The following is a 26,011-nucleotide window of genomic DNA, read 5'->3' on the forward strand; positions in this document are numbered from 1 at the left end:
CAGACGCCGGCAGCTATGAAAACACCCGCTTGAGGTGTTGCTTCGAGAACAGCGAGGTTGGCTTGTCCATGTGGACGCCGATTTCGCCCGACAGCGCGCGGAGGCCGAACCGCTGGATCGGTTCCGGCAGCGAGTAGCCACGCCGGATCAGGTGGCCGAGTCTGATTTCACTTGAGAGCGTTTCACGCCACGCGGATTCGTAGATCCCGAGTGAGTCGGGGCGATCCGGCTGGATGTGGCGGGCCGCGCAGTCGGCAGCGGTCATCCCGTAGAGGATGCCGCCACCGGTGAAGGGCTTCGTCTGTGCGGCCGCGTCGCCGATAAGGAAGACGCGGTCAGTTGTGACCGTCTCCGGCGGCCCAATCGGAATCGCGCCCGAACAGAAGTGGTCGGTGTCGACATCGTACTGTTCGGTGAGGATATCGAAGCGGTCGTTGACATCAGCACCCGGCGCGGCTGCGAGTCCGTACTCGACGCCAGCCTCGCCGCGAGGGATGCGCCAGGCGAAGAATCGCGGGACAGTGAGATGGACATCGACGTAGTCGCCGTGGTCGTCCTCGTCGGTAAAGGCGAGGACGCCGTGGAGCTTTTCTTTCGGTTCGGGGAGTTCGACTGACTGCCGGACGCGAGAAACGGGGCCGTCACAGCCAGCGACCATGCGGGCCTCGATTTCCGTGGGTTCGGCTTCGTCGGCGACGCTGACGGTAAGCACGACACGGTCGTCGCGTTCGTCGACGCCGGTGACGGTGTGGCCTTCGCGGATCTCCGCGCCGGCGTCGCGGGCGGCGTCGGCGAGCGTGCGGTCAAGTTCGACGCGGTCGATGACGTTCGAGATCTCGTCGGTTTTGTAGAACAGATTGGCGTCGCTGTCGGGGCCGCCGGTGTAGAAGTTCGCGCCGTAGACGCGGTTCTGGAGGAGGTCGTCCTTGGCGTCATCAGGGACGAAGTCCCAGATGTCGGTGCTGACGTGACCCGAGCAGGCAAGTGGGGTGCCGACAGTGCCCTTTTCGAGGCCGAGCACGTCGTAGCCCGACTCGGCGGCCCGGCGGGCGAACCGCGCGCCGGCAGGGCCGACGCCGACAACGACGAAATCGTACATTACTGTGGGTTTGCGGAAGCGGTGGTATAGGTTGTTTGTTTTCAACTCTTTGAGATTGTTGTGTGGTTATCGGAGGAGAATCTGCACACCCATCCCGAATAGGATACCTGCTCCATGGGCTACAATATTTTTGATAGCACCTGAAGAGGAGATAATGTTTGATGGCAGAGACGCGGAAAACGCCATTACAGAGACACATACACAAATTAAAATCAAGAGACTTAATCGAGAATTCTCCATCATCCAATTGTGAAGCTTCGGGAATGAAGACATATATTGAGTATTAGATCCAGCAGACACAGCGGTCAAAGATGAGAGGCCCGCTAAGGTCCACAACTTTCGAGACGTTGTAATTCCAAGTTGGAGCAACAGAATAGAGAAATACATTCCCATAGAAAGAATAGATATTTTCTCTTCCTGTTCTTGAACAAACGTGCCGATTATACTCATTAACAAAAATCCGCCAATAGCCCCGACAACGCCTGAAAATCCTCTATCATTTTGTATTCCGAAATCCATGATCACCTCAAACATTACATAACTACTCAGACTAGCCACAAGCGGACCAAGGATGATTAGGAGGAAAAACGCCGACCAAAATTTCCGGCGCTCATCCAGAAAACAATACAGACTCCAGCAAGGGAATATAAGTAGCGAGTACCACACTAGATTATTAATTAGATGGCTGCTGGCAGATTGATGACTGTGAATCAGTGAGTTTGTCCAAAAAGTGTACACGACTGGATCAGTATGATCCAAAACAAGTGTCTGCTGAATAGGAACGGGCGTCAAATAGTAGATGCTTGCAAGGATTAGCGGGATCAAGCTAAGAATAATTCCTTCAACGATACGTTCGCTCGTGTCAGGCTTATTGAATTGCATTCGCATCAGCAGCTTTGTCTGGGTAAATATTTGATCTAGATTTTATTTTACACCCTCAATTACATTACCGAGCACAAAATATTGTGAAGCATAATCTACCCATGTCCGGCGATCAGGGGGACTCCCATCCAGCTCGAAAGGTCGATCCTAGAGAGTTGAAGAAAACTTTGGCAGAGTATAATCAAAAAGTTCCAGCAGTACGATCAAATGTTATCGCCCAAGAATTCTCGGATGTTGACCCACAAACAATTCGGAACAATTTAGATGATTTGGCAGATTCTAAACATATATGTCGATTCAATGATGGTGACTCCAAATTCTACTGGTTTCCCCGAAATAACGACGAGCAGGGGTCAGTAGAATACAGCGAGATCGTTGATGATTCAGTTGACTGGGAAGAGATAGATACTAGTCAAATACCGACTAATATAGCTGAGGAGATAGCAACAAATCGTCTACCATACTATCGTCCACGTAGTTTTTGGAGTAAGATAATTAATTTCTGCCAAATTGGAGTGATGGCTACATTTGGGTTAGTCATATTGGGTTTAGGAGGAATAGTTGATGGAACGCTTGGAATGAACCAAGAGATGGGAGTTATTTTGTTCAACAACGGATTACGGCTCTCCCTTGTTTTTCTACTAGGATACGTGGTCTCATTGGGGTTAGACCACCTTGCATCAGAAGGGAGGATTCCAAAGTCCCCGAGGTATTTTAATATCTTTAACAAATGATGCAATTTTGATTGAATATATCCGTTTTATGTTTTCAGAATGATGAAAGCGGGAGAATAAATCAGTCGTCGCTGGCGACTTTCGCGGGCTTGCGTCGATCCGAGCGCGGCCCCTCGATGTCGATATCGGGGAGGTAATCGCGCAGATAGCGACCGGTGTGCGACTCGTCGGTACGAGCGACCGATTCGGGTGTGCCGCTGGCGACAACGTCACCGCCGCCCTCACCACCCTCCGGGCCGAGGTCAATGATATGGTCGGCGTTTTTGACGAGATCGAGTTCGTGTTCGACGACGACGACGCTGTTGCCGTTGTCAACGAGTCGCTGGAGGACGTCGATCAGTTTGCGTTCGTCCTCCTTGTGGAGGCCCGTGGTTGGCTCATCAAGCAGGTAGAGCGTGTCGCCGGTCTGTTTTTTGCCGAGTTCCTCCGCGAGTTTCACACGCTGGGCCTCGCCACCCGACAGCGTCGTGGATGGCTGGCCGAGCGACATGTACCCAAGGCCAACATCCTTCAGGAGTTTGAGCCGGCGGCGGATCTGGGTGTTGGCCTCGAAGAACTCGTAGGCTTCGGCGACCTCCATGTCGAGCACGTCAGCGATCGTCTTGTCCTTGTAGGTCACATCCAGCGTTTCGTCGTTGTAGCGCGCGCCGTCGCACTCCTCGCAGGGCACCTGCACATCAGAAAGGAAGTTCATCTCGATGGTGACCGTTCCCTGCCCGCCGCAGGACTCACACCGGCCGCCTTTGACGTTGAACGAGAAGCGGCCCTTCTTGTAGCCGCGCTGTTTGGCGAGTTTGGTTTCAGCGAACAGCTCTCGAATGTAGTCGAAGACCCCGGTGTAGGTCGCGGGGTTCGATCGCGGCGTTCGACCGATGGGACTCTGGTCGATCAGCCGAACCGTTTCGATCTCGTCGACGCCCTCCAGTGCGTCGTGTTCGCCCGGATCGACCGAGGTGTTGTCGTTCATCTTGCGGGCCAGCCCCTTGTAGAGGATTTCGTGCATCAGGGTCGATTTGCCCGATCCCGAAACGCCCGTAATCGCGGTGAAAACGCCCAGTGGGATCGGCACGTCGAGGTTCTTGAGGTTGTGTTGGCGCGCGCCGCGGACGCGGAGTTCGCCGTCGCGGTCGCGTCGCTCGTCGGGGACAGGGATCTCCTTGCGACCCGCGAGATAGTCGCCGGTTGTTGAGTCCTCAGCGTCGCACACGTCGTCGAAATCACCCTGGACGACGATCTCACCGCCGCGCTTGCCCGGGCCAGGCCCCATGTCGATGATGGTGTCGGCCCGCCGCATCGTCTCCTCGTCGTGTTCGACGACAACGAGCGTGTTGCCGAGATCGCGCAAGCCTTCGAGGGTGTTGAGCAGGCGGTCGTTGTCGCGCTGGTGGAGCCCGATCGACGGCTCGTCGAGCACGTAGAGCACGCCGACGAGGCCGGAGCCGACCTGCGTCGCAAGGCGAATACGCTGGCTCTCGCCACCGGAGAGCGTCGATGCTTCGCGGTCAAGCGTGAGGTATTCGAGCCCGACCTCCTCCATGAAGCCGAGCCGTGCGCGAATCTCCTTGAGAATCTCCTCGGCGATGGTGCGGTCGCGCGCCGAGAGGTTCTCTTCCATGCCCTCGAAGTGACGCCGCGCCTCGCCGATCGACATCTGATTGACCTCGGTGATCGACGTACCGTCAACGAGGACGTGACGGGACTGCTCTTTGAGCCGCGTGCCGTCACACTCCGGACACTCGGTGACAGCCATGTACTCCTCGATGTGCTCGCGGGTACCCTCGGAGTCGGTTTCGACGTGCCGGCGGCTCAGGTTCGGAATGACGCCCTCGAAGCGTTTCTCCTTCCGGCGGGTGCCGTTGCGGGTCGACCGCTCGAAGACGACCTGCCGATCCGTTCCGTAGAGGAACTGGCGTTGAATGTCGTCGTCGATCTCTTCCCAGGGTGTGTCGAGGGCGACGCCGAAGTGCTCGGCGACCGAGTCGATTCGCGTCCGGTAGTACGACCGGTTGTAGCTCCAGGCCTCAAACACGTGTTTCAGGGGTTTGCTCGGATCCTGAATCACCAGGCCCTCATCGACTTCCTTCGCTTGGCCGATGCCCTCACACTCCGGGCAGGCTCCGTAGGGGCTGTTGAACGAGAACGATCGGGTCTCGATCTCGGAGAATTGAAACTCGCTGTTGGGGTTGCCAAGCGTCTCGGAGAACTCGACGGTGAGGCGGTCGTCGCCGTCGCCGCCCAGATCGCCCGTCGAGCGCGTGTTCGACCCGATCGGCGGGTTCTCCGGCGGATCAGGAATGATCGCCTTGAGAACGCCGTCAGCCTCCTCAAGTGCGGTTTCGACGCTGTCAGTGAGCCGCGAGCGTGCGTCGGCGGTGAGCTTCACGCGGTCGACGATCACGTCGATCGTGTGGTCGTAGTTCTTGTCAAGCTCTGGGCTCTCCATCGTCAGATCGAACTGCTCGCCGTCGACCTCGACGCGGGCGTAGCCCTCACTGACGAGCTCTTCAAACAGCTCCTCGAAGGCCCCTTTCTGATCGCGGACGATCGGGGCAGCGATCTTTGCACGCGTCTCTTCTGGGAACTCCAGCAGTTGCGTAATCATCGCCTGAGGGCTTTGCTCGCCGACCTCCTCGCCGGTGATCGGATCGTACTGGGTGCCAGTACGGGCGTAGAGGAGTCGCAGGTAGTCGTGGAGTTCAGTGACGGTGCCGACCGTCGAGCGAGGGTTGTTGGCGGCGTTTTTCTGATCGATCGAGATCGCCGGCGACAATCCCTCGACGGCTTCGACTTTCGGCTTGTCCATCTGCCCGAGGAAATTTCGGGCGTAGGCCGACAGCGATTCGATGTAGCGTCGCTGCCCCTCGGCGTAGACCGTATCAAAGGCCAGCGAGGATTTCCCGGAGCCTGACAGGCCGGTGACAACGGTGAGTTCTTCGCGTGGAATCTCCACGTCGACCTCCTTCAGATTGTGTTCCTCCGCACCGCGGACGTCGATGACATCGCGGCTCATCGGTGATGGATCACCCGAGAGCGACGACAACGAGTCGATGTGGCGACAACGCAGTTCATACCACAGGCACGGCTTCGACCGACTTAACGCGCCCGCTCCGTGGGTCGGCATGTCGTGGCCGACGGCCAGACCGGCGGGTGCGACCGCCGGTGGCGTGGCCACGGGGAGACCTCTTTGTGGGCTGAAACAAACGCTAAGTGGGTCGCTGTCATAGCGACCAGGTATGCTGGGCTCCGGTGGTGGTGATACGACGGTCGTCTGCATCGCCTGCGGGGAGTCACTGCCACGGTCGGAGGCCCGCGAGTACGACAAAACCGGCGACCGCTGGGAGAGACACGACAAGGAGTTCGAACACTTCTGTAAGGATTGTTTCCGGGAACTCTCCCATCAGCCGCGGTCGGGGCTTGAGTCCCTCTTGGTCGACATTGAGGACGACGGCCTCTCGGAGACGGAGTTTCTCTCCCGGTATCTCGACCGTGTCGATGACGACGAGGCGGTCGAAGAGCCCGATTCCTGACGCGGACACCGGCGTGTCGGGCTGTGTCGCCGTCGTGATCTGTCGACGCGACGCCGTTGGTACCGCCATCGTCGACGTCGACAGGCAACGACCCGTGCCATCGTCGCCGACGCCAGTGCTCAGGCCCAAGCGAACTCCTTTTGATGACGGCTCTCAGAACGGTGGGTATGGCAACTGACACAACGACCGGGCTCTCCGAGCATATGCGGGGGGTGACGGTCACGACGATCGCCTGTCTGGCCGGGCTGGGGGCCGCGCTCGGATCAGCGACGATCTTCGGCACCACGGCCGCCGACGCGGTCGGCACGGGGCAGGCACTCCTCGTGGCGACGGCGATCCTCATCCAGTTCCCGATTCTCAAGGTCGTCGGCGTCGACATCAGCGACTTCGGGATCAAGGACAATCTCTATATCGCGTTCATGACGTTCTGTCTCTGGTTTATCACCTACACGGTGTTGCTCACGTCGGCGGTGGGAGCGTAGATGGCCGACGACAGCATCGCGGTCGTTGACCTCGACCGCTGTCAGCCCGATCGCTGTAACTACGAGTGTGCAAACTTCTGTCCGCCAAACCGGACGGGCGAGGAGTGTATCATCACCCGCGAAGACCGGTTCGCGGACGACGACCGCTATGAGGGCGACCCAGACCAGATCAGCATCTCCGAGGAGCTGTGTCTCGGTGAAACCTGCGGCATCTGCGTCGAGAAATGTCCCTTCGATGCCATCGAGATCATCAACCTCCCCCAGGAGCTCGACGACGAGCCGACCCACCGCTACGGCGACAACGCCTTCGCGCTATATGGGCTCCCGGTTCCCGCACCGGGCAACGTCACCGGCATCCTCGGCCCCAACGGGATCGGAAAGTCGACGGCGGTCAAGGCGTTGGCTGACGAAATCGTGCCGAATCTCGGCGAGTACGGCGGCGACGCCACCTGGGAGGCCGTCCTGGATCGCTACCGCGGCTCCGAACTGCAGAACTACCTCACCCAACTGATGGACGAGGAGATCACGGTCGCCCGCAAACCGCAGTATGTCGACCAGATCCCCAAACAGTTCGACGGCAACACCCGCGAGCTACTGGAGCAAACTGACGAACGCGGCGCGCTTGACGAATTGGTTGAACGGCTCTCGATCCAGCCGATCATGGATCAGCCCATCGACTCGATCAGTGGCGGCGAACTCCAGCGCGTCGCCATCGCGGCGACACTCGCCCGAGACGCCGACTTCTACTTCCTCGATGAGATCACGCCGTATCTCGACATCGGCCAGCGAATGGTCGTCGCCCGGCTGATCCGCGAACTCGCCGACGACCCCGAGGCTGAGCGATCGATGCTCGTCGTCGAACACGATCTGGCGATTCTTGATCTCTTGGCTGACACGCTGCACGTCGCCTACGGTGAGGCCGGCGTCTTCGGCGTGATGACCGATCCGAAATCCGTCCGCAACGGGATCAACGAGTATCTTGAGGGCTACCTCAACAACGAGAATATGCGGATCCGGCCGGAGTCGATCACCTTCGAGGAACACGCCCCCCGAGAGACCACCCGCGGGACGCCGCTGGTAGAGTACCCCAAACTCTCGAAATCCTACGGCGACGGCGAATTCTCCCTTGATGTGGACAGTGGGCTGATCTACGAGGGTGAAGTGCTGGGCGTGGTCGGCCCCAATGGAATCGGGAAATCGACACTCGCCAAGCTGTTCGCCGGCTCAATCGAGCCAGACAGCGGCGACCTCGATTTCGATCTCGATATCTCGTATAAACCGCAGTACATCGAGATCGACCAGCCGATGCGCGTCGATAGCTTCCTCTCGTCGATCACCGACGAGTTCGGCACCTCCTACTGGGATACAGAGGTTGCCAAACCCCTCCAGCTGAACCCGATTATGGAACAGCAGCTCACCGATCTCTCCGGTGGCGAACGCCAGCGTGTCGCCATCGCGGCCTGCCTCTCCGAACCGGCCGACCTCTACGTGCTCGACGAGCCCTCCGCACACCTCGATGTCGAACAGCGCGTCCAGGCCACCTCGGCGATCCGCCGCTACGCCGAGAATCACGACGCGACCGCGCTCGTCATCGACCACGACATCTACATGATCGACCTGCTGGCCGACCGGCTGATGGTCTTCGACGGCGAGCCAGCCCAACAGGGCCATGCCACCGAGCCACAGGAGATGCGCGCTGGTATGAACGACTTCCTCGCGGATCTGGATATCACCTTCCGCCGCGATGAGGGCACCGGGCGTCCCCGGATCAACAAACCGGGCAGCCAGAAGGACAGCCAGCAGAAACGCGACGGCGAGTACTATTATTCGGCGTAGTCGGTGTCGCAGACGACACGCCCTAAACCAACAACCGTTTTCCGTCCCCCGGGCGAACGCGGAGCCATGACAGACGACGAGGAATCCACGCCGGACGCTGAGGAGCCTGAGACCCCAGAGCAGCCCGACGCTGCGGACGCCGACGGCGAGGAGAAATCCTTCCGTGAGCGCGTCGAAGAGATCCGCGAGAAACGACAGCAGGAACGCGAAGAGGGCGGCGAAGGCCAGCCAAGCCCCGAGGAGATGATGGGCGGCGGTGGCGCGCCCGGCGGCATGGGTGGCGGCGGTGGCGGCAACCCCTTCGCCCAGATGATGAGCGGGATGATGGGCGGCGGTGGCGGCCCGGGCGGCATGGGCGGCGGCCCGCCAGGCATGGGTGGCGGCGAGGAGTCGTCCAACGACAACGAACAACTCGTCCGTGAAATCCGTCAGCTCCGCGATGAGGTGCGAGATGCCAACCGCGAGCTACGCCGGATCGCCGACGCGCTCGAAGACTAAGCTACGCTCGCCGAGAGCCTCTTTTCAACAGCGAGTGGCTACAGGTTCGCGGTGGGTCGCAACACCTAACACGCACTCGGCTCCGAGATACCGACAGTGAGTATCGCCGCCGAGCGTATCGAGCGACTGTTCGCTCTCGCAAAGGAGGCGACCGCCAACGGCGAGTTCGACCGCTCACGGGAGTACGTTCGGCTGGCCCGCCGCATCGCCGAACGGAACCGGTGTGGGCTGCCGCGGGCATTCAAGCGGTTTACCTGCCCGCGCTGTGCGGTCGCCCTCCGGCCTGGTGTCAACGCGCGCGTCAGACTGCAGGACGGCCATGTCGCCATCAGCTGTGACTGTGGGGCGATCAAGCGGTATCCATACGACTGATCACGAATCGCTGGGAGCGATACACAGCGTTGTGATGGTATAGTTACAAAAATCCGCACAGCGAGGCGGCGGGCCGGCGGCTGCGGTCGCTTGTGCTGTCACCAAACGGATACGATTAACATACAATTATTAATCAGTAGCAACCAGAGTCGATAGCAATGGCAGCACCGCATGTGCTCCTCGTGGAAGACAGCGATTTCATGGCGACCCGGGTCGCCGAGACGCTGGAGGAGATCCACGGCTTCTACGTGACGACCGTCGATACGGCTGATGACGTCCGAGCGGCACTCACGGAGTACGACGACATTGAATGCATCGTAACAAACTACGAGCTCCCGGAGACAAATGGGGTCAAACTCGCCGCCTCGATCAACGGCCGAAACGAGGAGCCGGAGATCCCGATCATCATTCTCACCGGCAAAGAGCTCGAACCGATCGCCAGCGACGCGATCCGGGCCGGCGTCACGGAGTTTGTCTACAAGGGCGACCACGCGACCGGCGAGATGGATGTCCTCGCCAATCGAATCAGCCTCGTGTTGAAAGCCTACAGCGACCGCTGATCAGCCAAGCGGGTGAGCACAGCCGACGGAACCCGTAGGCTTTTGTTGATTCCGACCCCAGCAGATGGTAATGAAGGAGTCGCTCATGGACATCCTCTGTTGTCCGGTGGACAAACACGACCTCGAACTGACCGTCGACACAAAAGACGACGAAGAGATCATCGAGGGGACACTCACCTGTACGGAGTGCGGGGAGGCCTACCCCATCGAGGACGGCATCCCGAACCTGCTGCCGCCGGATATGCGGGACGAAGCCGCGGCCTGATCCGGTGTACCTGTAGCTTTTTGTTCCGTGGGGTCGATTCACAACCGTGTCGCAACTGACAGTATCGCTCAACGACGACGGCCTTCATTCGATCACCGCGCCCGATAGCTTCGAGACCAGCGGGCCCGTTGAGCTCCTGTTAGACAACCACGGCGAGGCCGTCCACGTCCATCTCAATCTCGATGAGACGTTGTCAGCCGTCGCCGACATCCGGGCGAACAACCATTACGTCGAACCCGAGAACGAACGCCCGGTTTCGGTCGCCGTCAACCCACGATCGGCGGCGGTGACCGGTCGGCTCAAGATCGCCACCGGATACGGTTCGGAAGTCGCTTACACGACGATTAGCGTAAAACCGCCGTCAGAGGATCCAAACCGCGTCACCGTCGACGAATCGCTATCGAAACCCCAGCGTGAGCCACCGGCGGAACCAACCACCGCCGAACAGCTCGCCGACGCCGTCGCCGGCGGGAACTCGACTGGACTGCTGGTTGGCTTCGGGCTGCTCGCAGTGGTGCTGGCGGTTGCTATCGCCGTCACACTCGAAAGCGGCGTTGTCGTCGCGGGTGCGATCGTTGTGCTGCTTGGCGTTATCGTTGCTGTCGGCCTAGCCGTACGCGTCTAGTTCTCATTTGCTATCGTCGTCGTGGCCATCGGGATGTGTCGGCGTCCCCGACAGATTGCCATCGTCGTCGAACCGCTTCTCGCGGAGGTATCGCGCCCGGTAGCGGTTGGCTCCCTCGGAGAGGTCGGCTTCGCGGATATCGTCGACGGTGCCATCGGCGACCGCGTCGATGATGGCCTCGATCTGTTCCTTTTCGCTTGGGGTGAGCTCGAACTCGTAGGTCTGGGTGTCCTCCCGTTCCAGTTTGGCCCACTCCCGCCCCGCGGCGACAACCATCGAGCACGGTTCCCGGCAGGGGAAGACGCAGTCGCCGCCTTCGGCAGCTAACGGTTCGTCCTCGGAGAGCTGCCATTCGCGCCGTTTGAGACACTGGGAGTCGTCACAACACGCGGCAGCCGCCCACTCAACGGCCTCGTCGGGCAGGACGGTAATCAGATTGTAGATCCCGCTTTGTCGATCCTGTTCGTCCCGCCAGTGGTCGATATCGAGGTCGCCACGCTGTTCGCGGTGCCAGTTGACGATCGTTGCCGGATAGAACGCTTCGACTGCCTCATAGACCTCAGCGGCGGTGAGTTTGGGGAAGATCCAACCAGAGTCAAGCGACGGCGCGGTTCGAAGCGGACGGTAGCGACCGTCGGCATCACGCGTCCCGATATCACGGGCGTCAAACGGATCCGTGTGCATTGTCAGCGCGTCGCCGTCGGCGTCGCTGTCGTTGACATGACGAATCTCGTAGCGACGATCGCCGTCGGCTGCCAGTGTGGTCGTTATGGTGAGTTCGCCCCACTCGCGGTCGATGCCGGATTCGAGGTCGTCGTAGCGAGCCGGAACCGAGCGGTCGTCGGCCAGTTCAAGCCAGCGACAGAACGCGTGCTTGCGCTCAGTAGTGACCTGCTGGGTGTAGAAATACCAGTTCGAGATGTAGGCTGCCTGCTCGCCGGCGACCGTACTGAGTTCGGCAGCACCGAGGCTGGTCTGGTGGTCGGGCGTCTCAATGGAGTAGGTGTCTTCGGCGGCGTCGTAGTCGGCAGCCAGCCCGTCGTACTCGATTGGTTCCGCCGCAAGCTGTTCTCTGAACGCCGCCAGTTGCGTTTCTGAAAGCGTAGCGTCGGCAACAGACATCTATTCACCCGCCACCTGTGTCGCTGGGTTGGTTCGCTGTCGCACCCGCGCGATCGCATCACCGATATCCGCACCGGCGTCAGCGGCGCGTTCGAGCACCACATCGGCGGTCAGTTCCTCGGTGCCGACTGCGCCGCCGTACCAGATCCGGTGGCCGTCGACGGTCGCGGGCACGTCGTATCCGTTCCGATAATCCTCAGTGAGCCCCATGTCCTCAGGGATATCCTCCTGGGTGTGGAAGCCGTCGGCGATAAACAGCGGGACGACAATGATATCCTCGCTGTCGAAATGGTGGGTCACATCGTCGACCTCCGGCTCCTCGTCCATGAACAGGGCCTTGACCTCGTCGAACCGCCCGATATCTCGGAGGCGTTCGGTGTGGTACTCGATCGCTTTCGCGCTGTTTTCGTTGCGCTCGGTGCCGTGACCGACGACGGCGAACCCAAATCCGTTACCCACTTCGGGATCGCCGGTGACCGATTCCGCGCGGCGAACGAGGACATCCGTCATCGCCTCGTGGGTGCCGACGGGGCCGCAGTAGTGTACCTCCTTGTCGATGTCGCTGGCGACCAGCGTGGCGGTATCCGCCGAGATACCATCGGAGTTCCACAGCTCCGGCTCCCAGCCCTCTAACCGGAGTTCTCGTGGGATGACCCGCTCGGTGAAATACCCCTCACTGATGAACAGCGGGACGACGTAGATCTCGTCGCCGTGGGTTGTGCGGAGCACCTCACGAAGCGAGGGCTGCTCCTTCCAGAAGCCGGTTCGCACCTCGTCGAAGGCACCGGTTGCCCGGATGGTATCGGCGTGGGTGTGTGTCGGCGTCGCCGAATCAGGGTTGAGATGCGACCCGTGGGCGACGATGACCAGCGATTGCATACGCGGGGCTTCGGGCGTCGATGGCTTATGGACTTCGGGCGATCGGTGATCGGGGTTGCCGAGACACCGAGCAAGCGGTGGTTTTTGCGCCAATTTCCACCGATCGGTCATCGATGACTGTCCGACCGACGGCGAAATCATCATTACCGTCGGCGACACGCCTCTGGTATGTCACTTGCCGCCGAAACGCGTGAGGCCGTCCGCCAGCGCCCCACGCTCTATGACGCGCTGCGGGCGGGCATCCTCAACTACACCGCCGCCGCCGACAGCCTCGATATCGACGGCGACACCGAAGCGATCGCTACCGCGCTGCGTCGATTCGGCGAGTCGCTGTCGACAGAGGATGGCGACGAAAAGCCTGACCGCTCGATGACGGTTCGCATGGAGAGCGGCATCGACCGTGTCGACACCGACGCGCAACTCGCTGTCGGCGGTGTCGGCTTCGGCACCAACGCGGCCACAGCGCCAGCCTCAGATGTCGCCGAGGAGTCGCCATCGCTGACGGCGATTCAGGCGACTGGCGATGTCGACAGCGACCTGTTAGCGACGGTGCTGGATCGGCTGCGGATCGCCGACATCGAGGTACGGGCGGCCGGCATCGCCGACGACGCGCTAGTCGTGGTTGTGCCGCGTCGAGCAGGGGCGACAGCCCTCCGGCTGGTTGAGGCCGCGGCGTAGTCGACAGCGCAAAAATTCGACGGCTTCAAACGCCCGCCGGTATCACCACCGACAACAATGGCGCTGTCCGTGACGAACTCCCTGACAGACGAGCGTGAGGCATTCGAGCCGACCGGCGATGAAGTCCTGGTGTACGTCTGTGGGCTGACCGTCTCGGATGATCCCCACCTCGGCCACGCACGACTCTGGACGCACGCCGACGTAATCGCCCGCTGGCTGGCCGCTTCGGGCTACGACGTGCGGCACGTCGAGAACTTTACTGACGTCAACGAGAAGATCGCCGCCCGGGTCGGCGAACGCCCGGAGTGGGACACCGAGGCCGACGTGGCACGGCACTACATCGCTCGCGTCATCGAGTACATGCGCGGGCTGAACTTCCGACGCGCAACAGTCTACCCGCGTGTCTCCGAGCACATCCCCGAGATCATCGAGTTAGTCGAGACGCTGATCGAGGCCGGCCACGCCTACGAGGCCAACGGCTCGGTGTACTTCGATGTGACCACCTTCGACGACTACGGCAAACTCTCGAATCAACAGCCCGACGACCTCGAAGCCCAAGGCGATCCCGACGAGCGAAGCGAGAAGCGCAACCCCGCGGATTTCGCTCTCTGGAAGGCCGGCGGCGTCGCACCCGATGCCATCGAAGAACACGCCAAACACGACCACGGCGACGACCACCCAACCGGACAGACGTGGGAGTCACCGTGGAGCGAGGGTCGCCCCGGCTGGCACATCGAGTGCTCGGCGATGTCGATGACGCATCTCGACGACACGATCGATATTCACATCGGTGGCCACGATCTGGTCTTCCCGCATCACGAAAACGAGATCGCCCAAAGCGAGGCCGCCACCGGCCAGCAGTTTGCCAACTACTGGCTGCATACCGGCCTGCTTCAGACCGACGACGAGAAGATGAGCTCCAGTCTCGGGAACTTCTTCACCGTCGAGGATGCCCTCGAAAAATACGGCCCGAACGTCATCCGCACGTTCTACCTCTCGACGGAATACGGCTCGAAACAGACGTTCTCCGAGGCAGCGATGGCCGAAGCCGAGGAACGCTGGGAACGACTCGAACGCACCTACCACGCCGCTGTCGCGGCCTGTGATTCCGTCGATGCGACCGCGAAAGCCGAGGACAGCGACCTCCGGGCGGCGGTCAGCGACACCACCGAGGAATTCACCGCGGCGATGAACGCCGATTTCAACGTTCGGGAGGCGATGGCCGCGTTGCGCTCGCTGACAACCGCTGTCAACCGCCACATCGAGGAAGCAGAGCCCTACGACTATCAGGGGCTCAAAGCCGCCATCGAGACCTTCGAGTCGCTTGGTGGCGATGTCTTCGGCCTCCAATTCGACACAGAGACCGACGGCGACGTTGCACTCGCCAGTGAGGTTGTCGAACTCGTCTTAGACGTGCGTGAGGCCGAACGCGAGGCCGGCAACTACGACCGTGCCGACGACCTTCGGGACTCCTTGGCCGACCTCGGCATCGAGGTACAAGACAGCGACGATGGGCCGACGTTCCGGTTCGAGTAGCTGAAACGTCACATATTTGTCTCGTTGCCGTCAGCCATCCGATATGGACGGTCGTCGACTCATCGAAGCCCTCCTCGGCGTCTACGTCGCAACGCTGGTGCTCCCAGCATTTGCGGTGTTCGGCTGGGTCGCCGTCGCCTCGGCATCGCTCGGATCGATCCTCGCCGCTGGGCTGGCTATCGCGGCGGCGACCGCGATGGCAGCGACCACCATCGCCGACCTGCCGGATCGCGTTACCTCACCGTCGGTCGTCGTCGCGACGATCCTGCCGCCCTTGCTATTTTTACCGTATATGATCCTTGCCCGACCCGAATCAACCCCCGATGTATTCCCGGTTGTCGGCCTCCTCGCTGTCCTCCCTGGGATCGGCGTGCTGCTCGCTGCGGCCGAGATTCGGAACCGTCGACTCCGAGCACAAGCGAGCGAATATGCGGTCGTGACGACCGGCGACGACGCCAATGAGAGCAGTCTCGGTCGATCGATCAGAGTTGCTGCCGCCGGCGGGGTCGGCCTCATCGTCGTCGGTGTCGCGGTATCGATCCTAGCGTTCGACGGCTTCGATGGGAACTCAACCTTGTTCACCTCGCTGACCGGGTTGTCATCGCTGTTCTTTCTGTTCGACAACGACAGCCAAGAGTTGGCGGTTACCGACAAAGGGCTGCGAGTCAACCGCTCGATGACGCCGTGGGCCGATTTCGATAGCTTCCGTGTCACCGACGAGAAGATCAAACTCAAACGCGCCCGGTGGTGGCTTCCGACCCGGGATTTCGACCGTGAGGAAATCGACGATGACGCTGCATTTATCGAAGCCATGGGTGAGTTTCTGGCGCGCACAGATACCGAGACGGAACGAGCCACGGCGACACCGGAGCGATAGCGACGGTGCTGTGACCGCGTCGATACCGGAATAGCGGGTGGCAACGCCAGTTGCACAGAACAGCTATCCCGGCTGATCACGTATCGACGTGGAATGGAACACACTGACGCGCCACAGTCGGAGCGGCCGATCTACACGGCACCGCGAACCGAGATTGCACAGGAGCAAGGCCGGTTCCGGACGTATTTCAATTTCCCCGGGCGGATGGTGCCCGGCCACGACGACCACGGCTACGGCCCGCTGGCGACGGTCGTCGAGTCGTTCATGGATCCCGGCACGCTGATCCGGATGCACCAACACCGCAACGAGGAGATTATCTCGTGGGTACCGGAGGGCGTCATGCGACACGACGATCGCGAGGGCAATGAACTGGTGACTGACCCCGAACACCTGCTGGTGATGAACGCCGGCCGGGGATTCTGGCACGCCGAGGAAACCCATGGCTCGGATCCACCGCTCCGGATGCTCCAGTGTTTTGTTCGCCCACACAGTCTCGACCTGGATCCCAAACTCCAACACGAACCGATCTCCGAACCGACCCAAAACGCGTGGCGACACCTCTTCGGCCCTGAGGGAAGCGACGCCCCACTGGGTGTCCGCAACGATATCCACTGTTATGACGCTCGACTCGACGCCGACACGTCGGTCACGCTACCGACGCGACCAGGCTGGCACACCTACTGTTATGTCTTCGATGGCTCAACCGAGGTCGGCGACGAAGCCGTCGGCGAGACCGAAAGCGCACTAGTAACCGCCGACGAGGCGGCGACAGTCACCGCAGCCGAGGATTCGGTCGTCGTTGCCTTCGATATCAACCCCGACGCCCCGGTTACTCGACAGGGAACCATCGGTCGGTGAAAGCTCGTCGAGAGAACAGCGGCTACGAGAGTTGAGACGACAGCAGGAAAGTGCTCCGGCAGGGATTTGAACCCTGGTCATCACCGTGAGAGGGTGATATGATTGGCCGGACTACACCACCAGAGCAGGCTGCATTCGCCTGAATGCATCCGATTGTAGCCGGGTTGGTATCAAAACAGTTGCGCTTCGGCCGCCCCATGTGACAGCGTGACGAATGACAGTATGATGGTCACCCCGTTCGTGGACGTGAAATCGTCGTCGACGGTGATATACGAACATCTACAGCCGAAAAGCAGTATTGAATAGAAAACCTCTTCAATACAGGTGACGTGCCATAGATACCCAACGGATCCGACTCTATGGCCAACATGGAAACAGCGACGTTCGATACCGAACTGAGCCTTTTTAAGTACGACAATCTCGAACAGCTGCCGGCGAGCCACCGCGACCTGACCGAAGCCGACCGCGAACCACGCATCGAAGCCGCGCTCGACGAACTCGGCGACGACGTGGTCATCCTCGGCCACAACTACCAGCGACGCGAGATCGTCGAACACACCGATTTTATCGGTGATTCCTACGCCCTGAGCAAACACGCTGCTGAGGCCGACGCCGAGTACGTGATCTTCGGCGGGGTGACGTTCATGGCCGAATCCGCCGACATCATCACCGACGACAACCAGACAGTCATCCTCCCCTGCATGGAGGCTTCATGCCCGATGGCGGGGATGGCCGAAGCCCTGCAGGTCGACGCCGCCTGGGAGCAGATCACCGCCGCCGACCCCGACAGTGAGATCATCCCGATCACCTACATGAACTCCTACGCCGACCTGAAGGCCTTTTGCGCCGAACAAGGCGGCCTCGTCTGTACCTCCTCGAACGCCCACAAGGCCTTCGAGTGGGCCTTCGAGCGCGGCGATAAGGTGCTCTTCCTGCCGGACAAACACCTCGGCGAAAACACGGCCCACCGCCTCGGCATGGAGGATTCGATCGCCGAGTGGAACCCCTGGGATCCCGAGTCGAAGGACGCCGACGAACTCGAAGACGCCGAAATCGTCCTCTGGGACGGCTACTGCCAGGTTCACGAGCGATTTACCGCCGACCACATCGCTGACGTACGCGAGCGACACCCCGACGCCAACGTCGTCGTCCACCCCGAGTGCCGTCGCGAAGTCGTCGAAGCCGCCGATGTCGTCGGCTCCACGGCGACGATCACCGAAGTCGTCGAGGAGGCCGACCCCGGCGAAACGTGGGCCATCGGCACCGAAATTCACCTCGCCAAACATCTCGACCGCTGGCACGACGACGTGAACGTGGTGCCGCTCTGTGGCGACGCGTGTATGGACTGCGATGCGATGCGCCAGATCGACCCGAACTACCTGACGTGGGTGCTCGAAGAGTTGGCAGCGGGCCGCGAACACAACGTCGTTGAGGTCGCTCCCGAGGAGAAAGAACTCGCCGGCGTCGCCCTCGACCGCATGCTGGAGCTCTAAGATGACACCGGACACACCAACAGCAGACACCCCACGCACCGCTGACGTGCTCGTCGTCGGCTCCGGGATCGCCGGCTGTGCGGCCGCCCTCGCCGCCGCGCGCAAGGGCGAAGACGTGCTGCTCGTCACAAAGGCCAGCGAACCCGAAGACGCCGCCTCCGATTGGGCACAGGGCGGCATCGCCACCACTCGCGGCGACCCTGAATCACTCAAAGCCGACATTATCGACGCCAGCGCGGGCGTGGCCGACCCCGAAGCGGTCGACGTACTCGTCGAGCACGCCGCCGACGCCGTCCGCGACGTGTTGATCGAGACGCTGGGTGTCGAGTTCGACACCCTCGACGACGAGTACGACTTCGCACAGGAGGCCGCCCACTCCGAGGATCGCATTCTCCATGTCGACGCCGCGACCGGCCAGCACGTCCTCCGGCCGTTTCTCTCGCATCTCGACGCGGTCGACAACGTCGAGATCCTCGAATCGACGGCCGCCCTCGAACTCCTGCGCCACGAGGGCCGCGTCCACGGCGCGCTGCTCGATACCGAACCCGACGGCGAACCGGTCTTCGCCGGCGCGACCGTCCTCGCCACCGGCGGCATCGGCGACTGCTTCGAGCAGTCGACCAACCCGCCGGGCTCGACGGGTGACGGCATCGCTATGGCGTTTCTCGCCGGAGCCGAGGTCGAGGACATGGAGTACGTCCAGTTCCACCCGACCGCGGCCGATGTCGAGGAACCCTTCTTGCTGAGCGAGGCGGTACGCGGCGAGGGGGCGCTCCTTCGGAACGCTGATGGCGAGCGGTTCATGCCCGACTACCACGCCGACGCCGAACTCGCACCACGGGATGTCGTCGCCCGCGCCGTCCAAGACGAGATCGACGCGACTGGGGGCGTGACGCTCGATGTCAGCCCGCTGGAGCAACCCTTCGAAGAAGCGTTCCCAAATCTCGCTGACCGCTGTGCCGACCACGGGATCGATCCCGCCGACGGGATTCCGGTTGCACCCTGCGAGCACTTCCTCTGTGGCGGTGTCGCCGTCGACGACCACGGCCGCGCGACGCTGGACCGCCTCTATGCTGTCGGCGAGTGTGCACACACCGGCGTCCACGGCGCGAACCGACTCGCCTCGACGAGCCTACTGGAAGGCCTCGTGTGGGGCCTCCGCGCTGGCCGTGATGCAACGGGCTTCGAACCGGAAGCAATCGAGTACCAACGGCTCCAAAACAGCGATCCTGCGCTGCCTGACCGTTTTGCTGGTGAGAAGTTCCACCGACTGCGGCGCGTCGTCAGCGACGAACTTGGCCTTCGACGAACGAAAAGCGGGATCGACAGCGCGCGTGGACTCCTCCGGCGACTCAAAGGCGAAGTCGATGCCTACACCCGGACGCGAACTGCCCGGAGCCTCTATGAACTCCGGAACGCCACGGTCGTCGCCATCCTGATCGCCAACGCCGCTGCCGACAACGACGAGAGCGTCGGCTGCCACTATCTCGTTGACGACGCGGCAGCGGAAAACGAATCGACAGCGGCAGCGACAAACGGGGACTGATGCTTACGGCCAGTCAGATCGACCGGTGGCTACAGGAGGATATCGGCCACCACGACGTGACCAACGACGTGGGCGGGGACACGCGTGGGCGACTCGTTGCTAAGGAATCCGGCGTTGCCGCCGGGATCGACGCGGCCGCAGCCGTGTTCGACCATCTTGACGTCGACGCCGACCGCGAGGTCAACGACGGCGACGCTATCGACGCTGGCGATGTCGTCCTGCAGACAAACGGGGCGGCCCAAGCGACGCTCCGGGCCGAACGCGTCGCGGTGAACCTTGCGGGCCACGCCTCGGGCGTCGCTACGAAGACACGCGAGGCTGTCGACCGGGCCGAACGCGTCGCCAGCGACGTGCGAATCGCCGGGACGCGAAAGACGACGCCTGGGCTGCGCGGGATCGAGAAACGTGCCGTCGTCGCTGGCGGCGGCGACAGCCATCGACTCGACCTCTCGCATATGGTGATGATCAAGGAGAACCACATCGCCGAGATGGGACTCGAACCCGCCGTCGAGCGGTTCCGCGAGCGCGTCTCGTTTGCGACGAAGCTCGAAGTCGAAGCCGAATCGACCGAGCAGGCCCGCCGTGCGGCCGCGGCGGGTGCCGATATCGTCCTGCTGGATAACATGACGCCGGGCGAAACCGCCGAAGCGGTCGACGCCCTCGCTGACGACACACCCGACGTGCTGACCGAAGCCAGCGGCGGCATCGCCCTCGACGACGTCGCCGACTACGCCGCCACCGGCGTCGACATCATCTCGATGGGGTCGCTGACACACTCGGCTCCGAGCCTCGATTTCTCGTTCCGAACCGGTGAGTGAGCGGCGTCGACACGCACGCTACTCGGCCGGTACGGATGTCTCGTCGGCTGGCACCGTTTTGTCGACTGTTAGCTCGTCACCGACAGCGATTGTCTCGCCCCAACTCGCCTCGGGAACTGCGGTGTTGACCATCAGCCGAAAATCGTGGTTGAACCAGTCGCCGCCGCTCCAGTCGGGCATCGTCGCCCGCCGCTGTGCGATGAACGTCTTGTTGAAGTCCTCGATCTCGTTGCCGGTGTCGGGATCACGGCTCGGGACGACACACCGCTGGCAGGGGTTGACCCCGAGGAAGTCGGCGTCGCCGATCGTGAATCGGACGCGGCTCTCGCGGTCGGCGAAGAGATGGTCTTCCCAAAACGGCGGTACGCCACCGAGGACGATATTCGGGCGGAGACGACGACGCATCCCTGCTGGATCGACGCCGTCGAACCAGCCGGCGACGGTTTCGATCGTCGCTTCGCTGATGATCGTCGGCCCTGAAGCAGTGGTGTCGTCGGGGAAGCCACCCTCGTGGTTGTGGTCGAGCGTGACGGGGTAGCCGAACCACGCACGCAGCCAGTCGGTGAGGGCGGCCGTTTCGTCGTTGGCCACGGCTCCGAGTTCGAAGCGGCGTGGCTCTTGTTCCGGCGTCGACAACGTCACCGCCTCTGCGCGCGCTGTCTCGCCATCGTAGGCCGCACGGATCGGATGCACCTGCCGGTCGTTTTTTCCGTTGACGTAGTCGCCGTCGCCGTCAAACAGCGCGTACTCGCGGTCGCCGGCAAGCCCGCCGTTGGTGACAATCTCGACACGCTCGACCGACCGTTCGTCGAGCGATTTGATCGGGTACATCAATATGTGTTCAACCGTCGCCGACTCCGGAGGGTGCATGTCGGCAGGACAGCACACTGAATAGAAAATCCATCGGTTCAACCAAATATTCAGCGGCGTCGACGGGGACGCGTGAGCCGCTGGCTTACTCGTCGGCTTCGTCGGCGTCAAGGTCGATATCGGCGTCGTCGAAGATCTCCTCGATCTCGTCGACGCTCAGCGAGCGGTACCCCTCATCCGCAGAGAGAGTGGAGATACTGACTTCCTTCGGGCCGAGTTCATCAGTCGCAACGCGGAGCGCGCGTACCGCAAGCGCGAGGCCGTCGTCGTGGCTGATCTCGTCGTCCCATTCCTCTTCGAGGAATTCCTGGATGTCCGCACCGGAGCCACCGATGACCGTCGCCTTCCACTCGTTGGGGGTTCCCGAGGGGTCGGCCGCGAACAGCCGTGGCTCACCGTTGTCGATCCCGCCGATGAGCAGGGCTGCCCCGTACGGACGGGTGCCACCGCGCTGGGTATTTTCCTGAATGTGATCGGTGAGTCGCTTGGTGAGCGCCTCCACGTCGATCGGCTCGCCGTACCGGAGCTGGCTGACCTGGCCCTGCTGGCGGGCGAAGTCGATCAGCTGACGAGCATCGGCGACGTGGCCCGCGGAAGCCGCACCGACGTGATCGTCAATCTTATGCAGCTTTTCGATACTCTCGGATTCCATCAGCGAGGAGCCCGCGCGGCTCTGGGCGGCCAGCACGACGCCGTCGGCTGTTCGGATGCCGACGCTTGGCGCACCACGAGAGACGGCTTCGCGGGCGTACTCAACCTGATAGATCCGACCGTCCGGCGAAAACAGTGACGTGCCGCGGTCGTAGGCCTGCTGGTCGTTCCCTCTCATCGCTGTCCTCCAAACCGGCGACCAACTGCGTACTGATTCATCTGTCACCACCTAAGAGACCGATAGGAAAAACCCTTGCTACCCATTCCGGGGCACTGCCCGCTGGTCGCTGTCGCACCCTGCGGCTGTCCCGACTGCCACCGATCAGCCGGCCCAGCCACCCGGCATATCGCCGTCGACGCGCTCACGCCATAGCTCGAAGGCCTCGTTGCACTCAGGGTGTGACTCGATGTGTTCCATGAAGCCGGCGCCGGCGGAGCCGATAGGTCGCTCACAGAACGGACAGCGGTTGGGCTCGACGGAATTGGTAGCTGTTGCCATACCACATGCTTTGTCGCCAGCCATATAACGATTGTGCACGATCAATCGATCTTTCTGACGAAACAGCTCCGATAAATCGAGTTCGGCGTGAGAAACAGCAGCCCACCAGACAGCACTTCACAAGGGCAACACCGCTGAGCCGCCAGCCGGTAGCTCTTCCATCCAGCATGCGAAAGGGTGGGTATGAACGAACGACGAAAACACAAACTCGCCGACACCGCCCAACAGATCGTCGGCGGGTTTCTGCTGGCCGGGCCATTCGTCGTCACCGAGGAAGTGTGGTCGCTCGCTCGCAATATGACGCCGCTGCACAGCATCGTCCTCATCGGTGCCGTGATGGCGATCGGCTACGGCGGTCTCTACGGTGCGGACAACGATCGTGATCCACGACGCGAGGCAGCGATCGCTGGCGTCCCGATCCGCTTCATCTCGGTGTTACTCGTTGCCTTCGGCTCTGTCGGCGCGCTTGCCATCGCGATTACCGCACCGGCTGTGTTCCTGAGCGATCTTGAGCCGGCAGCCCGCGCAGCAGTCACCGTCCGAGCGATCAGCATCGCGGCTGTGTTTAGCGTTGTTGGGGCTGTAACGACCGATAGCCTCTTTTGAGATGGTGTGGCGGCCGCCGGTGGGTCAGTCGATATCCGGATCGTAGATCTGGAGTTCGACAACAAATATCGCCCCGGTTGGCTCGGCGTCTTCAACCCAGATCTCGCCGTTGTACTGATCGACCAGTTTCGAGACGAGATAGAGCCCGATCCCCGAGCCCGGGCTTTCGGCGCCCTTGCGACCCTTCTCGAATACAGCCTCCTTCTCGCTGTCAGGAATCCCCGGCCCGTTGTCGGCGATCCGGAGGACGATCGTCGTGGCCGTCCGGTCGGCAGTGATCTCGATCGCAGGGGCGTCGGTATCGTTGTGCCGGATCGCATTCGTGAGGAGGTTGCCGACCACCGATGACAGCAGTTCGTTCGCTCGAACGACGGCGTCGATCTCGTCGCCGACGGTGATCGTTACGTCGTCGTGTTTTGAGCGAAGCTTGCTCACCTCAGTGTCGACGATTGCGCCAAGGTCGATCGCTTCGAGGTCAACGGTGGTCGTTCCCTCGATCGAGTCGACGAAGTCCTTGGCGATCTGGGCGAGTTCTGCGATATGGTCACTCGTTTCTCTGATCCGCTCGACCATCTCGATGGCCGCTGGATCGGTGTGATCCGGGAGGACGCCTGCCCACCCGGAGATGACGTTGACATCGTTTTTGATGTCGTGGCTGACGATCCGGTTAATGAAGGTGAGTTCCTCTTTTTTGCGGCGGAGTTCCTCTTCGTTGTGTTTCTGGAGGGTGATCTCACGGGTGACGATCTGTACCGAATCCTCCTCGCTGCCGGTCTCCAGCGGAACCACGATGTTGTGAAAATGCCGGAGGCCGATGCTGTCCTGAAACGTCACAACGCTGCCGGCGGTAATCGCTCGTTGACCCTGTGTGCGGCGGTTTTCGGCAACATCCTCGGGCAGAATCGAGGACAATTGCTGGCCAACAAGCTCGTCGGTGGTGGTGTTGAACGCCCGCGCCATCGTCTCATTTGCGGCCAAGATCGTCCCATCGAGTCGCACCTGGCTGATCTCGTCGGGGGCGTTGGCGACGAGGCGTTCGTATTTCTGCTGGGTGCGGTGTCTATCGACGACGTTATCGATACGGTTGGCCAGCAGTTTGAGCGCGTCAGCCTCGTTGATATCCTGTTTGAGGATGTACTCGTCGACGCCCTTGCGGATCGCGCGACTGGCGACTGTCTCATCGCCCTCGCTGGTGACCAAAATAAAGGGGACATCGGTTTTGTCGACAATGGCATCATACAGCTCCAAGCCGGTGAGATCCGGCATCTGGTAGTCGCTCACGATACAGTCGACCGTGCCCTCGGCGGCGATCGACACCGCCTCCCGAGGATCGGTGACAGCGGTCGTTGCCATCCCGTGTTCCTCGCTGAGCGTCTCGGCGACCAGGGTGGCAAAGAACTCACTGTCGTCGACAACGAGTATCGAGAGCGATTCGTGTCTCACCATGTGGGTGGTTTGTAGTCGTAGCGTGTCGGCGGGTTTAATTCTGCAGGTGTGGGTGTCGATCGCGATAGTAAGATAGAGCGATACGACCAACCAACATGCTACCCAAAGCCGGAGGAGGGAATTGAACCCTCGGCCTAATCCTTACGAAGGATTCGCTCTGCCAGGCTGAGCTACTCCGGCACGCCGTCCGTGGCTACTTCCTCGTTGCGTGATTGCAGAAATAAGGGTTGCGAAACAGCCGCCGCGCCGTCGGTGGTCTCGACGCCGGCTCAGTCGTCGCCCATCGCGTCAATGATCTCGACTTCGCCGTCTTCGACGGTCACGTTGATCAACGTCTTGACGTGGTAGTCAGTTTCATCAAGCTCGTTCGGGCCGGCCTTCTTGATCACCGCGACCACATCGGCGATCTCCGTGCCGATCTCGGTCAGCGCATCGAGGATGGCCGCCATCGTCCCACCGGTCGAGAGCACGTCGTCAAGGACGAGCACGCGGTCGCCGGGCTCGACATCGTTGATGTACATCTCCGATTCGGAGTAGCCGGTCTGTTTCGACAGCGACACCTCACCGTCAAGCCCGTAGGAACGTTTCCGGATGACGACCAGCGGGATATCGGTCATCAGCGAAACGGCCGTCGAGATGTGGATGCCCATCGCCGCCGGCGTGACGATCTTGTCGACGTTTTCGATCTCGGCCTTCCGAATAATTCGGATGACAATCTCCCGCAGCAGTTCGGGGCGCAGCATTGGTACCCCGTCGCTGATCGGATGGACGAAATACTCGTAGTCGCCCTTTTCGATGATCGGTGCGTCGAGAAGCGACTGCTGCAAGCGATCCATACCACTTCTTCACCAGACGAGACCTAAAGATGACGATCCTCCCAGCGAGGCGCGAGCGACGCCGGGGGTGGCCGGATCACCCGCATCGAAGCCATTAACAGCCAGCCAGTCGAAGCCCGGGTATGCAACATCTCATCGTCACCGGCGACCCCGGTATCCGCAAGGGCGCGATCATCGACTACGATGGGCGCGAGCAGATCTGTTTTGCGATCCAGCGACAGGGCGACTGGCACGGCCCCGATGAGGTACAGCTGTGGTGTACGATCGGCACCGAAGACGAACGCGAAACCTTCGAGAAACGGGAGTACGTCCCCAACTGGCTCGATGTCGACACCATCGACGCCGAGTCACTTGAGGTCATCCAGGCGAACAACGAACTGTCCGTCTAACCACCGAGCGGTTCGATCGTGTGCCGA

The 26,011-nt window shown here is 61.4% G+C and carries 28 protein-coding genes and 2 tRNA genes; 18 read left to right on the forward strand and 12 right to left on the reverse strand.

Annotation, left to right across the window (positions count from 1 at the left end):
* Positions 1 to 13: 13 nt before the first annotated feature.
* Positions 14 to 1,099, reverse strand: coding sequence for a geranylgeranyl reductase family protein (locus DM826_RS06350; protein WP_120102565.1), 1,086 nt, complete (start codon positions 1,097 to 1,099; stop codon positions 14 to 16).
* A gap of 66 nt (positions 1,100 to 1,165) precedes the next feature.
* Positions 1,166 to 1,633, reverse strand: a complete 468-nt coding sequence (locus DM826_RS13145) for a hypothetical protein (protein ID WP_133304647.1) — start codon at positions 1,631 to 1,633, stop codon at positions 1,166 to 1,168.
* A gap of 449 nt (positions 1,634 to 2,082) precedes the next feature.
* On the opposite strand from DM826_RS13145, the gene DM826_RS12825 reads away from it, so the two are divergent.
* Entirely contained in the window at positions 2,083 to 2,715 is a 633-nt protein-coding gene (locus DM826_RS12825; RefSeq protein ID WP_133304648.1) for a hypothetical protein, read from the forward strand.
* Between the two features lie 61 nt (positions 2,716 to 2,776).
* Here the strand turns inward: DM826_RS12825 and uvrA are convergent, their stop codons facing one another.
* On the reverse strand, positions 2,777 to 5,725 hold the full coding sequence (gene uvrA, locus DM826_RS06360) for an excinuclease ABC subunit UvrA (protein WP_120102722.1): 2,949 nt from the start codon (positions 5,723 to 5,725) through the stop codon (positions 2,777 to 2,779).
* 223 nt (positions 5,726 to 5,948) lie between these two features.
* Here uvrA and DM826_RS06365 point away from each other — a divergent pair, with 223 nt between their 5' ends.
* The 8 genes from DM826_RS06365 (at position 5,949) to DM826_RS06400 (ending at position 10,880) form a co-directional block, all read left to right on the forward strand.
* The gene (locus DM826_RS06365; protein ID WP_120102567.1) at positions 5,949 to 6,242 is read left to right on the forward strand and encodes a DUF7562 family protein; all 294 of its coding nucleotides are present in this window, start codon (positions 5,949 to 5,951) and stop codon (positions 6,240 to 6,242) included.
* A gap of 167 nt (positions 6,243 to 6,409) precedes the next feature.
* Positions 6,410 to 6,724: an EMC6-like membrane protein gene (locus DM826_RS06370; RefSeq protein WP_120102568.1), complete on the forward strand. Its 315-nt coding sequence runs from the start codon at positions 6,410 to 6,412 to the stop codon at positions 6,722 to 6,724.
* Positions 6,725 to 8,560 (forward strand): ribosome biogenesis/translation initiation ATPase RLI, encoded by a 1,836-nt coding sequence (locus DM826_RS06375; protein WP_120102569.1) that lies wholly within the window; start codon positions 6,725 to 6,727, stop codon positions 8,558 to 8,560. It begins immediately after the preceding gene.
* Positions 8,561 to 8,626: 66 nt separating this feature from the next.
* Positions 8,627 to 9,058 carry a hypothetical protein gene (locus DM826_RS06380; protein WP_120102570.1) on the forward strand — a complete coding sequence of 144 codons (432 nt, stop codon included), beginning with the start codon at positions 8,627 to 8,629 and terminating at the stop codon, positions 9,056 to 9,058.
* A gap of 96 nt (positions 9,059 to 9,154) precedes the next feature.
* Positions 9,155 to 9,430, forward strand: a complete 276-nt coding sequence (locus tag DM826_RS06385) for a ribonuclease P protein component 4 (RefSeq protein WP_120102571.1) — start codon at positions 9,155 to 9,157, stop codon at positions 9,428 to 9,430.
* 158 nt (positions 9,431 to 9,588) lie between these two features.
* Positions 9,589 to 9,990: a response regulator gene (locus tag DM826_RS06390; protein WP_120102572.1), complete on the forward strand. Its 402-nt coding sequence runs from the start codon at positions 9,589 to 9,591 to the stop codon at positions 9,988 to 9,990.
* Between the two features lie 70 nt (positions 9,991 to 10,060).
* Complete coding sequence (locus tag DM826_RS06395; protein WP_120102573.1) at positions 10,061 to 10,255, forward strand: methytransferase partner Trm112; 195 nt, start codon at positions 10,061 to 10,063, stop codon at positions 10,253 to 10,255.
* 46 nt (positions 10,256 to 10,301) lie between these two features.
* A complete protein-coding gene (locus DM826_RS06400) occupies positions 10,302 to 10,880 on the forward strand; it encodes a DUF7524 family protein (RefSeq protein ID WP_120102574.1) in 579 nt (192 codons plus the stop codon).
* A gap of 3 nt (positions 10,881 to 10,883) precedes the next feature.
* On the opposite strand, the gene DM826_RS06405 is transcribed toward DM826_RS06400, so the two are convergent.
* On the reverse strand, positions 10,884 to 12,002 hold the full coding sequence (locus DM826_RS06405; RefSeq protein ID WP_165853260.1) for a DR2241 family protein: 1,119 nt from the start codon (positions 12,000 to 12,002) through the stop codon (positions 10,884 to 10,886).
* Positions 12,003 to 12,881: a CbiX/SirB N-terminal domain-containing protein gene (locus DM826_RS06410; RefSeq protein ID WP_120102724.1), complete on the reverse strand. Its 879-nt coding sequence runs from the start codon at positions 12,879 to 12,881 to the stop codon at positions 12,003 to 12,005. It abuts the gene before it with no gap.
* 168 nt (positions 12,882 to 13,049) lie between these two features.
* On the opposite strand from DM826_RS06410, the gene DM826_RS06415 reads away from it, so the two are divergent.
* From DM826_RS06415 to DM826_RS06430, 4 genes are all read left to right on the forward strand, one after another.
* Positions 13,050 to 13,559 (forward strand): DUF7523 family protein, encoded by a 510-nt coding sequence (locus DM826_RS06415; protein ID WP_120102575.1) that lies wholly within the window; start codon positions 13,050 to 13,052, stop codon positions 13,557 to 13,559.
* 57 nt (positions 13,560 to 13,616) lie between these two features.
* Positions 13,617 to 15,095: a cysteine--tRNA ligase gene (cysS, locus tag DM826_RS06420; RefSeq protein ID WP_120102576.1), complete on the forward strand. Its 1,479-nt coding sequence runs from the start codon at positions 13,617 to 13,619 to the stop codon at positions 15,093 to 15,095.
* 43 nt (positions 15,096 to 15,138) lie between these two features.
* Positions 15,139 to 15,972, forward strand: coding sequence for a hypothetical protein (locus tag DM826_RS06425; protein WP_120102577.1), 834 nt, complete (start codon positions 15,139 to 15,141; stop codon positions 15,970 to 15,972).
* Positions 15,973 to 16,065: 93 nt separating this feature from the next.
* Positions 16,066 to 16,830: a pirin family protein gene (locus DM826_RS06430; protein ID WP_120102578.1), complete on the forward strand. Its 765-nt coding sequence runs from the start codon at positions 16,066 to 16,068 to the stop codon at positions 16,828 to 16,830.
* A gap of 51 nt (positions 16,831 to 16,881) precedes the next feature.
* Here the strand turns inward: DM826_RS06430 and DM826_RS06435 are convergent.
* A tRNA-Glu gene (locus DM826_RS06435) sits at positions 16,882 to 16,956 on the reverse strand.
* 233 nt (positions 16,957 to 17,189) lie between these two features.
* Between DM826_RS06435 and nadA the strand changes: the two genes are divergently transcribed.
* Genes nadA through nadC form a run of 3 tightly spaced genes read left to right on the forward strand, consistent with a single transcriptional unit; the run spans position 17,190 to position 20,687 of the window.
* Positions 17,190 to 18,323: a quinolinate synthase NadA gene (gene nadA / locus DM826_RS06440; protein WP_120102579.1), complete on the forward strand. Its 1,134-nt coding sequence runs from the start codon at positions 17,190 to 17,192 to the stop codon at positions 18,321 to 18,323.
* 1 nt (position 18,324) lies between these two features.
* Entirely contained in the window at positions 18,325 to 19,869 is a 1,545-nt protein-coding gene (locus DM826_RS06445; RefSeq protein ID WP_120102580.1) for an L-aspartate oxidase, read from the forward strand.
* Positions 19,869 to 20,687, forward strand: coding sequence for a carboxylating nicotinate-nucleotide diphosphorylase (nadC, locus tag DM826_RS06450; RefSeq protein WP_120102581.1), 819 nt, complete (start codon positions 19,869 to 19,871; stop codon positions 20,685 to 20,687). The genes DM826_RS06445 and nadC overlap by 1 nt, the downstream gene beginning before the upstream one ends.
* A gap of 18 nt (positions 20,688 to 20,705) precedes the next feature.
* On the opposite strand, the gene DM826_RS06455 is transcribed toward nadC, so the two are convergent.
* The 3 genes from DM826_RS06455 to DM826_RS13015 form a co-directional block, all read right to left on the reverse strand.
* Positions 20,706 to 21,557: an MOSC domain-containing protein gene (locus DM826_RS06455; protein WP_120102582.1), complete on the reverse strand. Its 852-nt coding sequence runs from the start codon at positions 21,555 to 21,557 to the stop codon at positions 20,706 to 20,708.
* Between the two features lie 85 nt (positions 21,558 to 21,642).
* Positions 21,643 to 22,386: an archaeal proteasome endopeptidase complex subunit alpha gene (gene psmA, locus DM826_RS06460; RefSeq protein WP_120102583.1), complete on the reverse strand. Its 744-nt coding sequence runs from the start codon at positions 22,384 to 22,386 to the stop codon at positions 21,643 to 21,645.
* Between the two features lie 144 nt (positions 22,387 to 22,530).
* On the reverse strand, positions 22,531 to 22,707 hold the full coding sequence (locus DM826_RS13015; protein WP_165853261.1) for a DUF7501 family protein: 177 nt from the start codon (positions 22,705 to 22,707) through the stop codon (positions 22,531 to 22,533).
* A 183-nt stretch (positions 22,708 to 22,890) separates the two neighbouring features.
* On the opposite strand from DM826_RS13015, the gene DM826_RS06465 reads away from it, so the two are divergent.
* Positions 22,891 to 23,313, forward strand: a complete 423-nt coding sequence (locus tag DM826_RS06465; protein WP_120102584.1) for a DUF2391 family protein — start codon at positions 22,891 to 22,893, stop codon at positions 23,311 to 23,313.
* Positions 23,314 to 23,337: 24 nt separating this feature from the next.
* Here DM826_RS06465 and DM826_RS06470 read toward each other — a convergent pair whose 3' ends face one another.
* The 3 genes from DM826_RS06470 to hpt all read right to left on the reverse strand — a co-directional run bounded on the left by DM826_RS06470 (position 23,338) and on the right by hpt (position 25,595).
* The gene (locus DM826_RS06470; RefSeq protein ID WP_120102585.1) at positions 23,338 to 24,759 is read right to left on the reverse strand and encodes a sensor histidine kinase; all 1,422 of its coding nucleotides are present in this window, start codon (positions 24,757 to 24,759) and stop codon (positions 23,338 to 23,340) included.
* Positions 24,760 to 24,865: 106 nt separating this feature from the next.
* A tRNA-Thr gene (locus DM826_RS06475) sits at positions 24,866 to 24,939 on the reverse strand.
* A gap of 89 nt (positions 24,940 to 25,028) precedes the next feature.
* Positions 25,029 to 25,595, reverse strand: coding sequence for a hypoxanthine/guanine phosphoribosyltransferase (gene hpt, locus DM826_RS06480; RefSeq protein WP_120102586.1), 567 nt, complete (start codon positions 25,593 to 25,595; stop codon positions 25,029 to 25,031).
* A 122-nt stretch (positions 25,596 to 25,717) separates the two neighbouring features.
* On the opposite strand from hpt, the gene DM826_RS06485 reads away from it, so the two are divergent.
* Positions 25,718 to 25,984, forward strand: coding sequence for an HAH_0734 family protein (locus DM826_RS06485; protein ID WP_120102587.1), 267 nt, complete (start codon positions 25,718 to 25,720; stop codon positions 25,982 to 25,984).
* Positions 25,985 to 26,011: the final 27 nt, after the last annotated feature.

This window comes from Halonotius aquaticus (assembly GCF_003605575.1).
Taxonomy (GTDB): Archaea; Halobacteriota; Halobacteria; order Halobacteriales; family Haloferacaceae; genus Halonotius; species Halonotius aquaticus.

Coding starts and splice junctions, on each gene's coding strand:
- DM826_RS06485 (WP_120102587.1), top strand. CDS start 25,718: ATGCAACATCTCATCGTCACCGGCGACCCCGGTATCCGCAAGGGCGCG.
- DM826_RS06365 (WP_120102567.1), top strand. CDS start 5,949: ATGCTGGGCTCCGGTGGTGGTGATACGACGGTCGTCTGCATCGCCTGC.
- DM826_RS06470 (WP_120102585.1), bottom strand. CDS start 24,759: ATGGTGAGACACGAATCGCTCTCGATACTCGTTGTCGACGACAGTGAG.
- hpt (WP_120102586.1), bottom strand. CDS start 25,595: ATGGATCGCTTGCAGCAGTCGCTTCTCGACGCACCGATCATCGAAAAG.
- DM826_RS06380 (WP_120102570.1), top strand. CDS start 8,627: ATGACAGACGACGAGGAATCCACGCCGGACGCTGAGGAGCCTGAGACC.
- DM826_RS06410 (WP_120102724.1), bottom strand. CDS start 12,881: ATGCAATCGCTGGTCATCGTCGCCCACGGGTCGCATCTCAACCCTGAT.
- DM826_RS06350 (WP_120102565.1), bottom strand. CDS start 1,099: ATGTACGATTTCGTCGTTGTCGGCGTCGGCCCTGCCGGCGCGCGGTTC.
- DM826_RS13145 (WP_133304647.1), bottom strand. CDS start 1,633: ATGTTTGAGGTGATCATGGATTTCGGAATACAAAATGATAGAGGATTT.
- DM826_RS06395 (WP_120102573.1), top strand. CDS start 10,061: ATGAAGGAGTCGCTCATGGACATCCTCTGTTGTCCGGTGGACAAACAC.
- DM826_RS06465 (WP_120102584.1), top strand. CDS start 22,891: ATGAACGAACGACGAAAACACAAACTCGCCGACACCGCCCAACAGATC.
- nadC (WP_120102581.1), top strand. CDS start 19,869: ATGCTTACGGCCAGTCAGATCGACCGGTGGCTACAGGAGGATATCGGC.
- DM826_RS06455 (WP_120102582.1), bottom strand. CDS start 21,557: ATGCACCCTCCGGAGTCGGCGACGGTTGAACACATATTGATGTACCCG.
- DM826_RS06415 (WP_120102575.1), top strand. CDS start 13,050: ATGTCACTTGCCGCCGAAACGCGTGAGGCCGTCCGCCAGCGCCCCACG.
- uvrA (WP_120102722.1), bottom strand. CDS start 5,725: ATGAGCCGCGATGTCATCGACGTCCGCGGTGCGGAGGAACACAATCTG.
- DM826_RS06390 (WP_120102572.1), top strand. CDS start 9,589: ATGGCAGCACCGCATGTGCTCCTCGTGGAAGACAGCGATTTCATGGCG.
- nadA (WP_120102579.1), top strand. CDS start 17,190: ATGGCCAACATGGAAACAGCGACGTTCGATACCGAACTGAGCCTTTTT.
- DM826_RS06445 (WP_120102580.1), top strand. CDS start 18,325: ATGACACCGGACACACCAACAGCAGACACCCCACGCACCGCTGACGTG.
- DM826_RS13015 (WP_165853261.1), bottom strand. CDS start 22,707: ATGGCAACAGCTACCAATTCCGTCGAGCCCAACCGCTGTCCGTTCTGT.
- DM826_RS06370 (WP_120102568.1), top strand. CDS start 6,410: ATGGCAACTGACACAACGACCGGGCTCTCCGAGCATATGCGGGGGGTG.
- cysS (WP_120102576.1), top strand. CDS start 13,617: ATGGCGCTGTCCGTGACGAACTCCCTGACAGACGAGCGTGAGGCATTC.
- DM826_RS06430 (WP_120102578.1), top strand. CDS start 16,066: ATGGAACACACTGACGCGCCACAGTCGGAGCGGCCGATCTACACGGCA.
- DM826_RS06405 (WP_165853260.1), bottom strand. CDS start 12,002: ATGTCTGTTGCCGACGCTACGCTTTCAGAAACGCAACTGGCGGCGTTC.
- DM826_RS06375 (WP_120102569.1), top strand. CDS start 6,725: ATGGCCGACGACAGCATCGCGGTCGTTGACCTCGACCGCTGTCAGCCC.
- DM826_RS06425 (WP_120102577.1), top strand. CDS start 15,139: ATGGACGGTCGTCGACTCATCGAAGCCCTCCTCGGCGTCTACGTCGCA.
- psmA (WP_120102583.1), bottom strand. CDS start 22,386: ATGAGAGGGAACGACCAGCAGGCCTACGACCGCGGCACGTCACTGTTT.
- DM826_RS12825 (WP_133304648.1), top strand. CDS start 2,083: ATGTCCGGCGATCAGGGGGACTCCCATCCAGCTCGAAAGGTCGATCCT.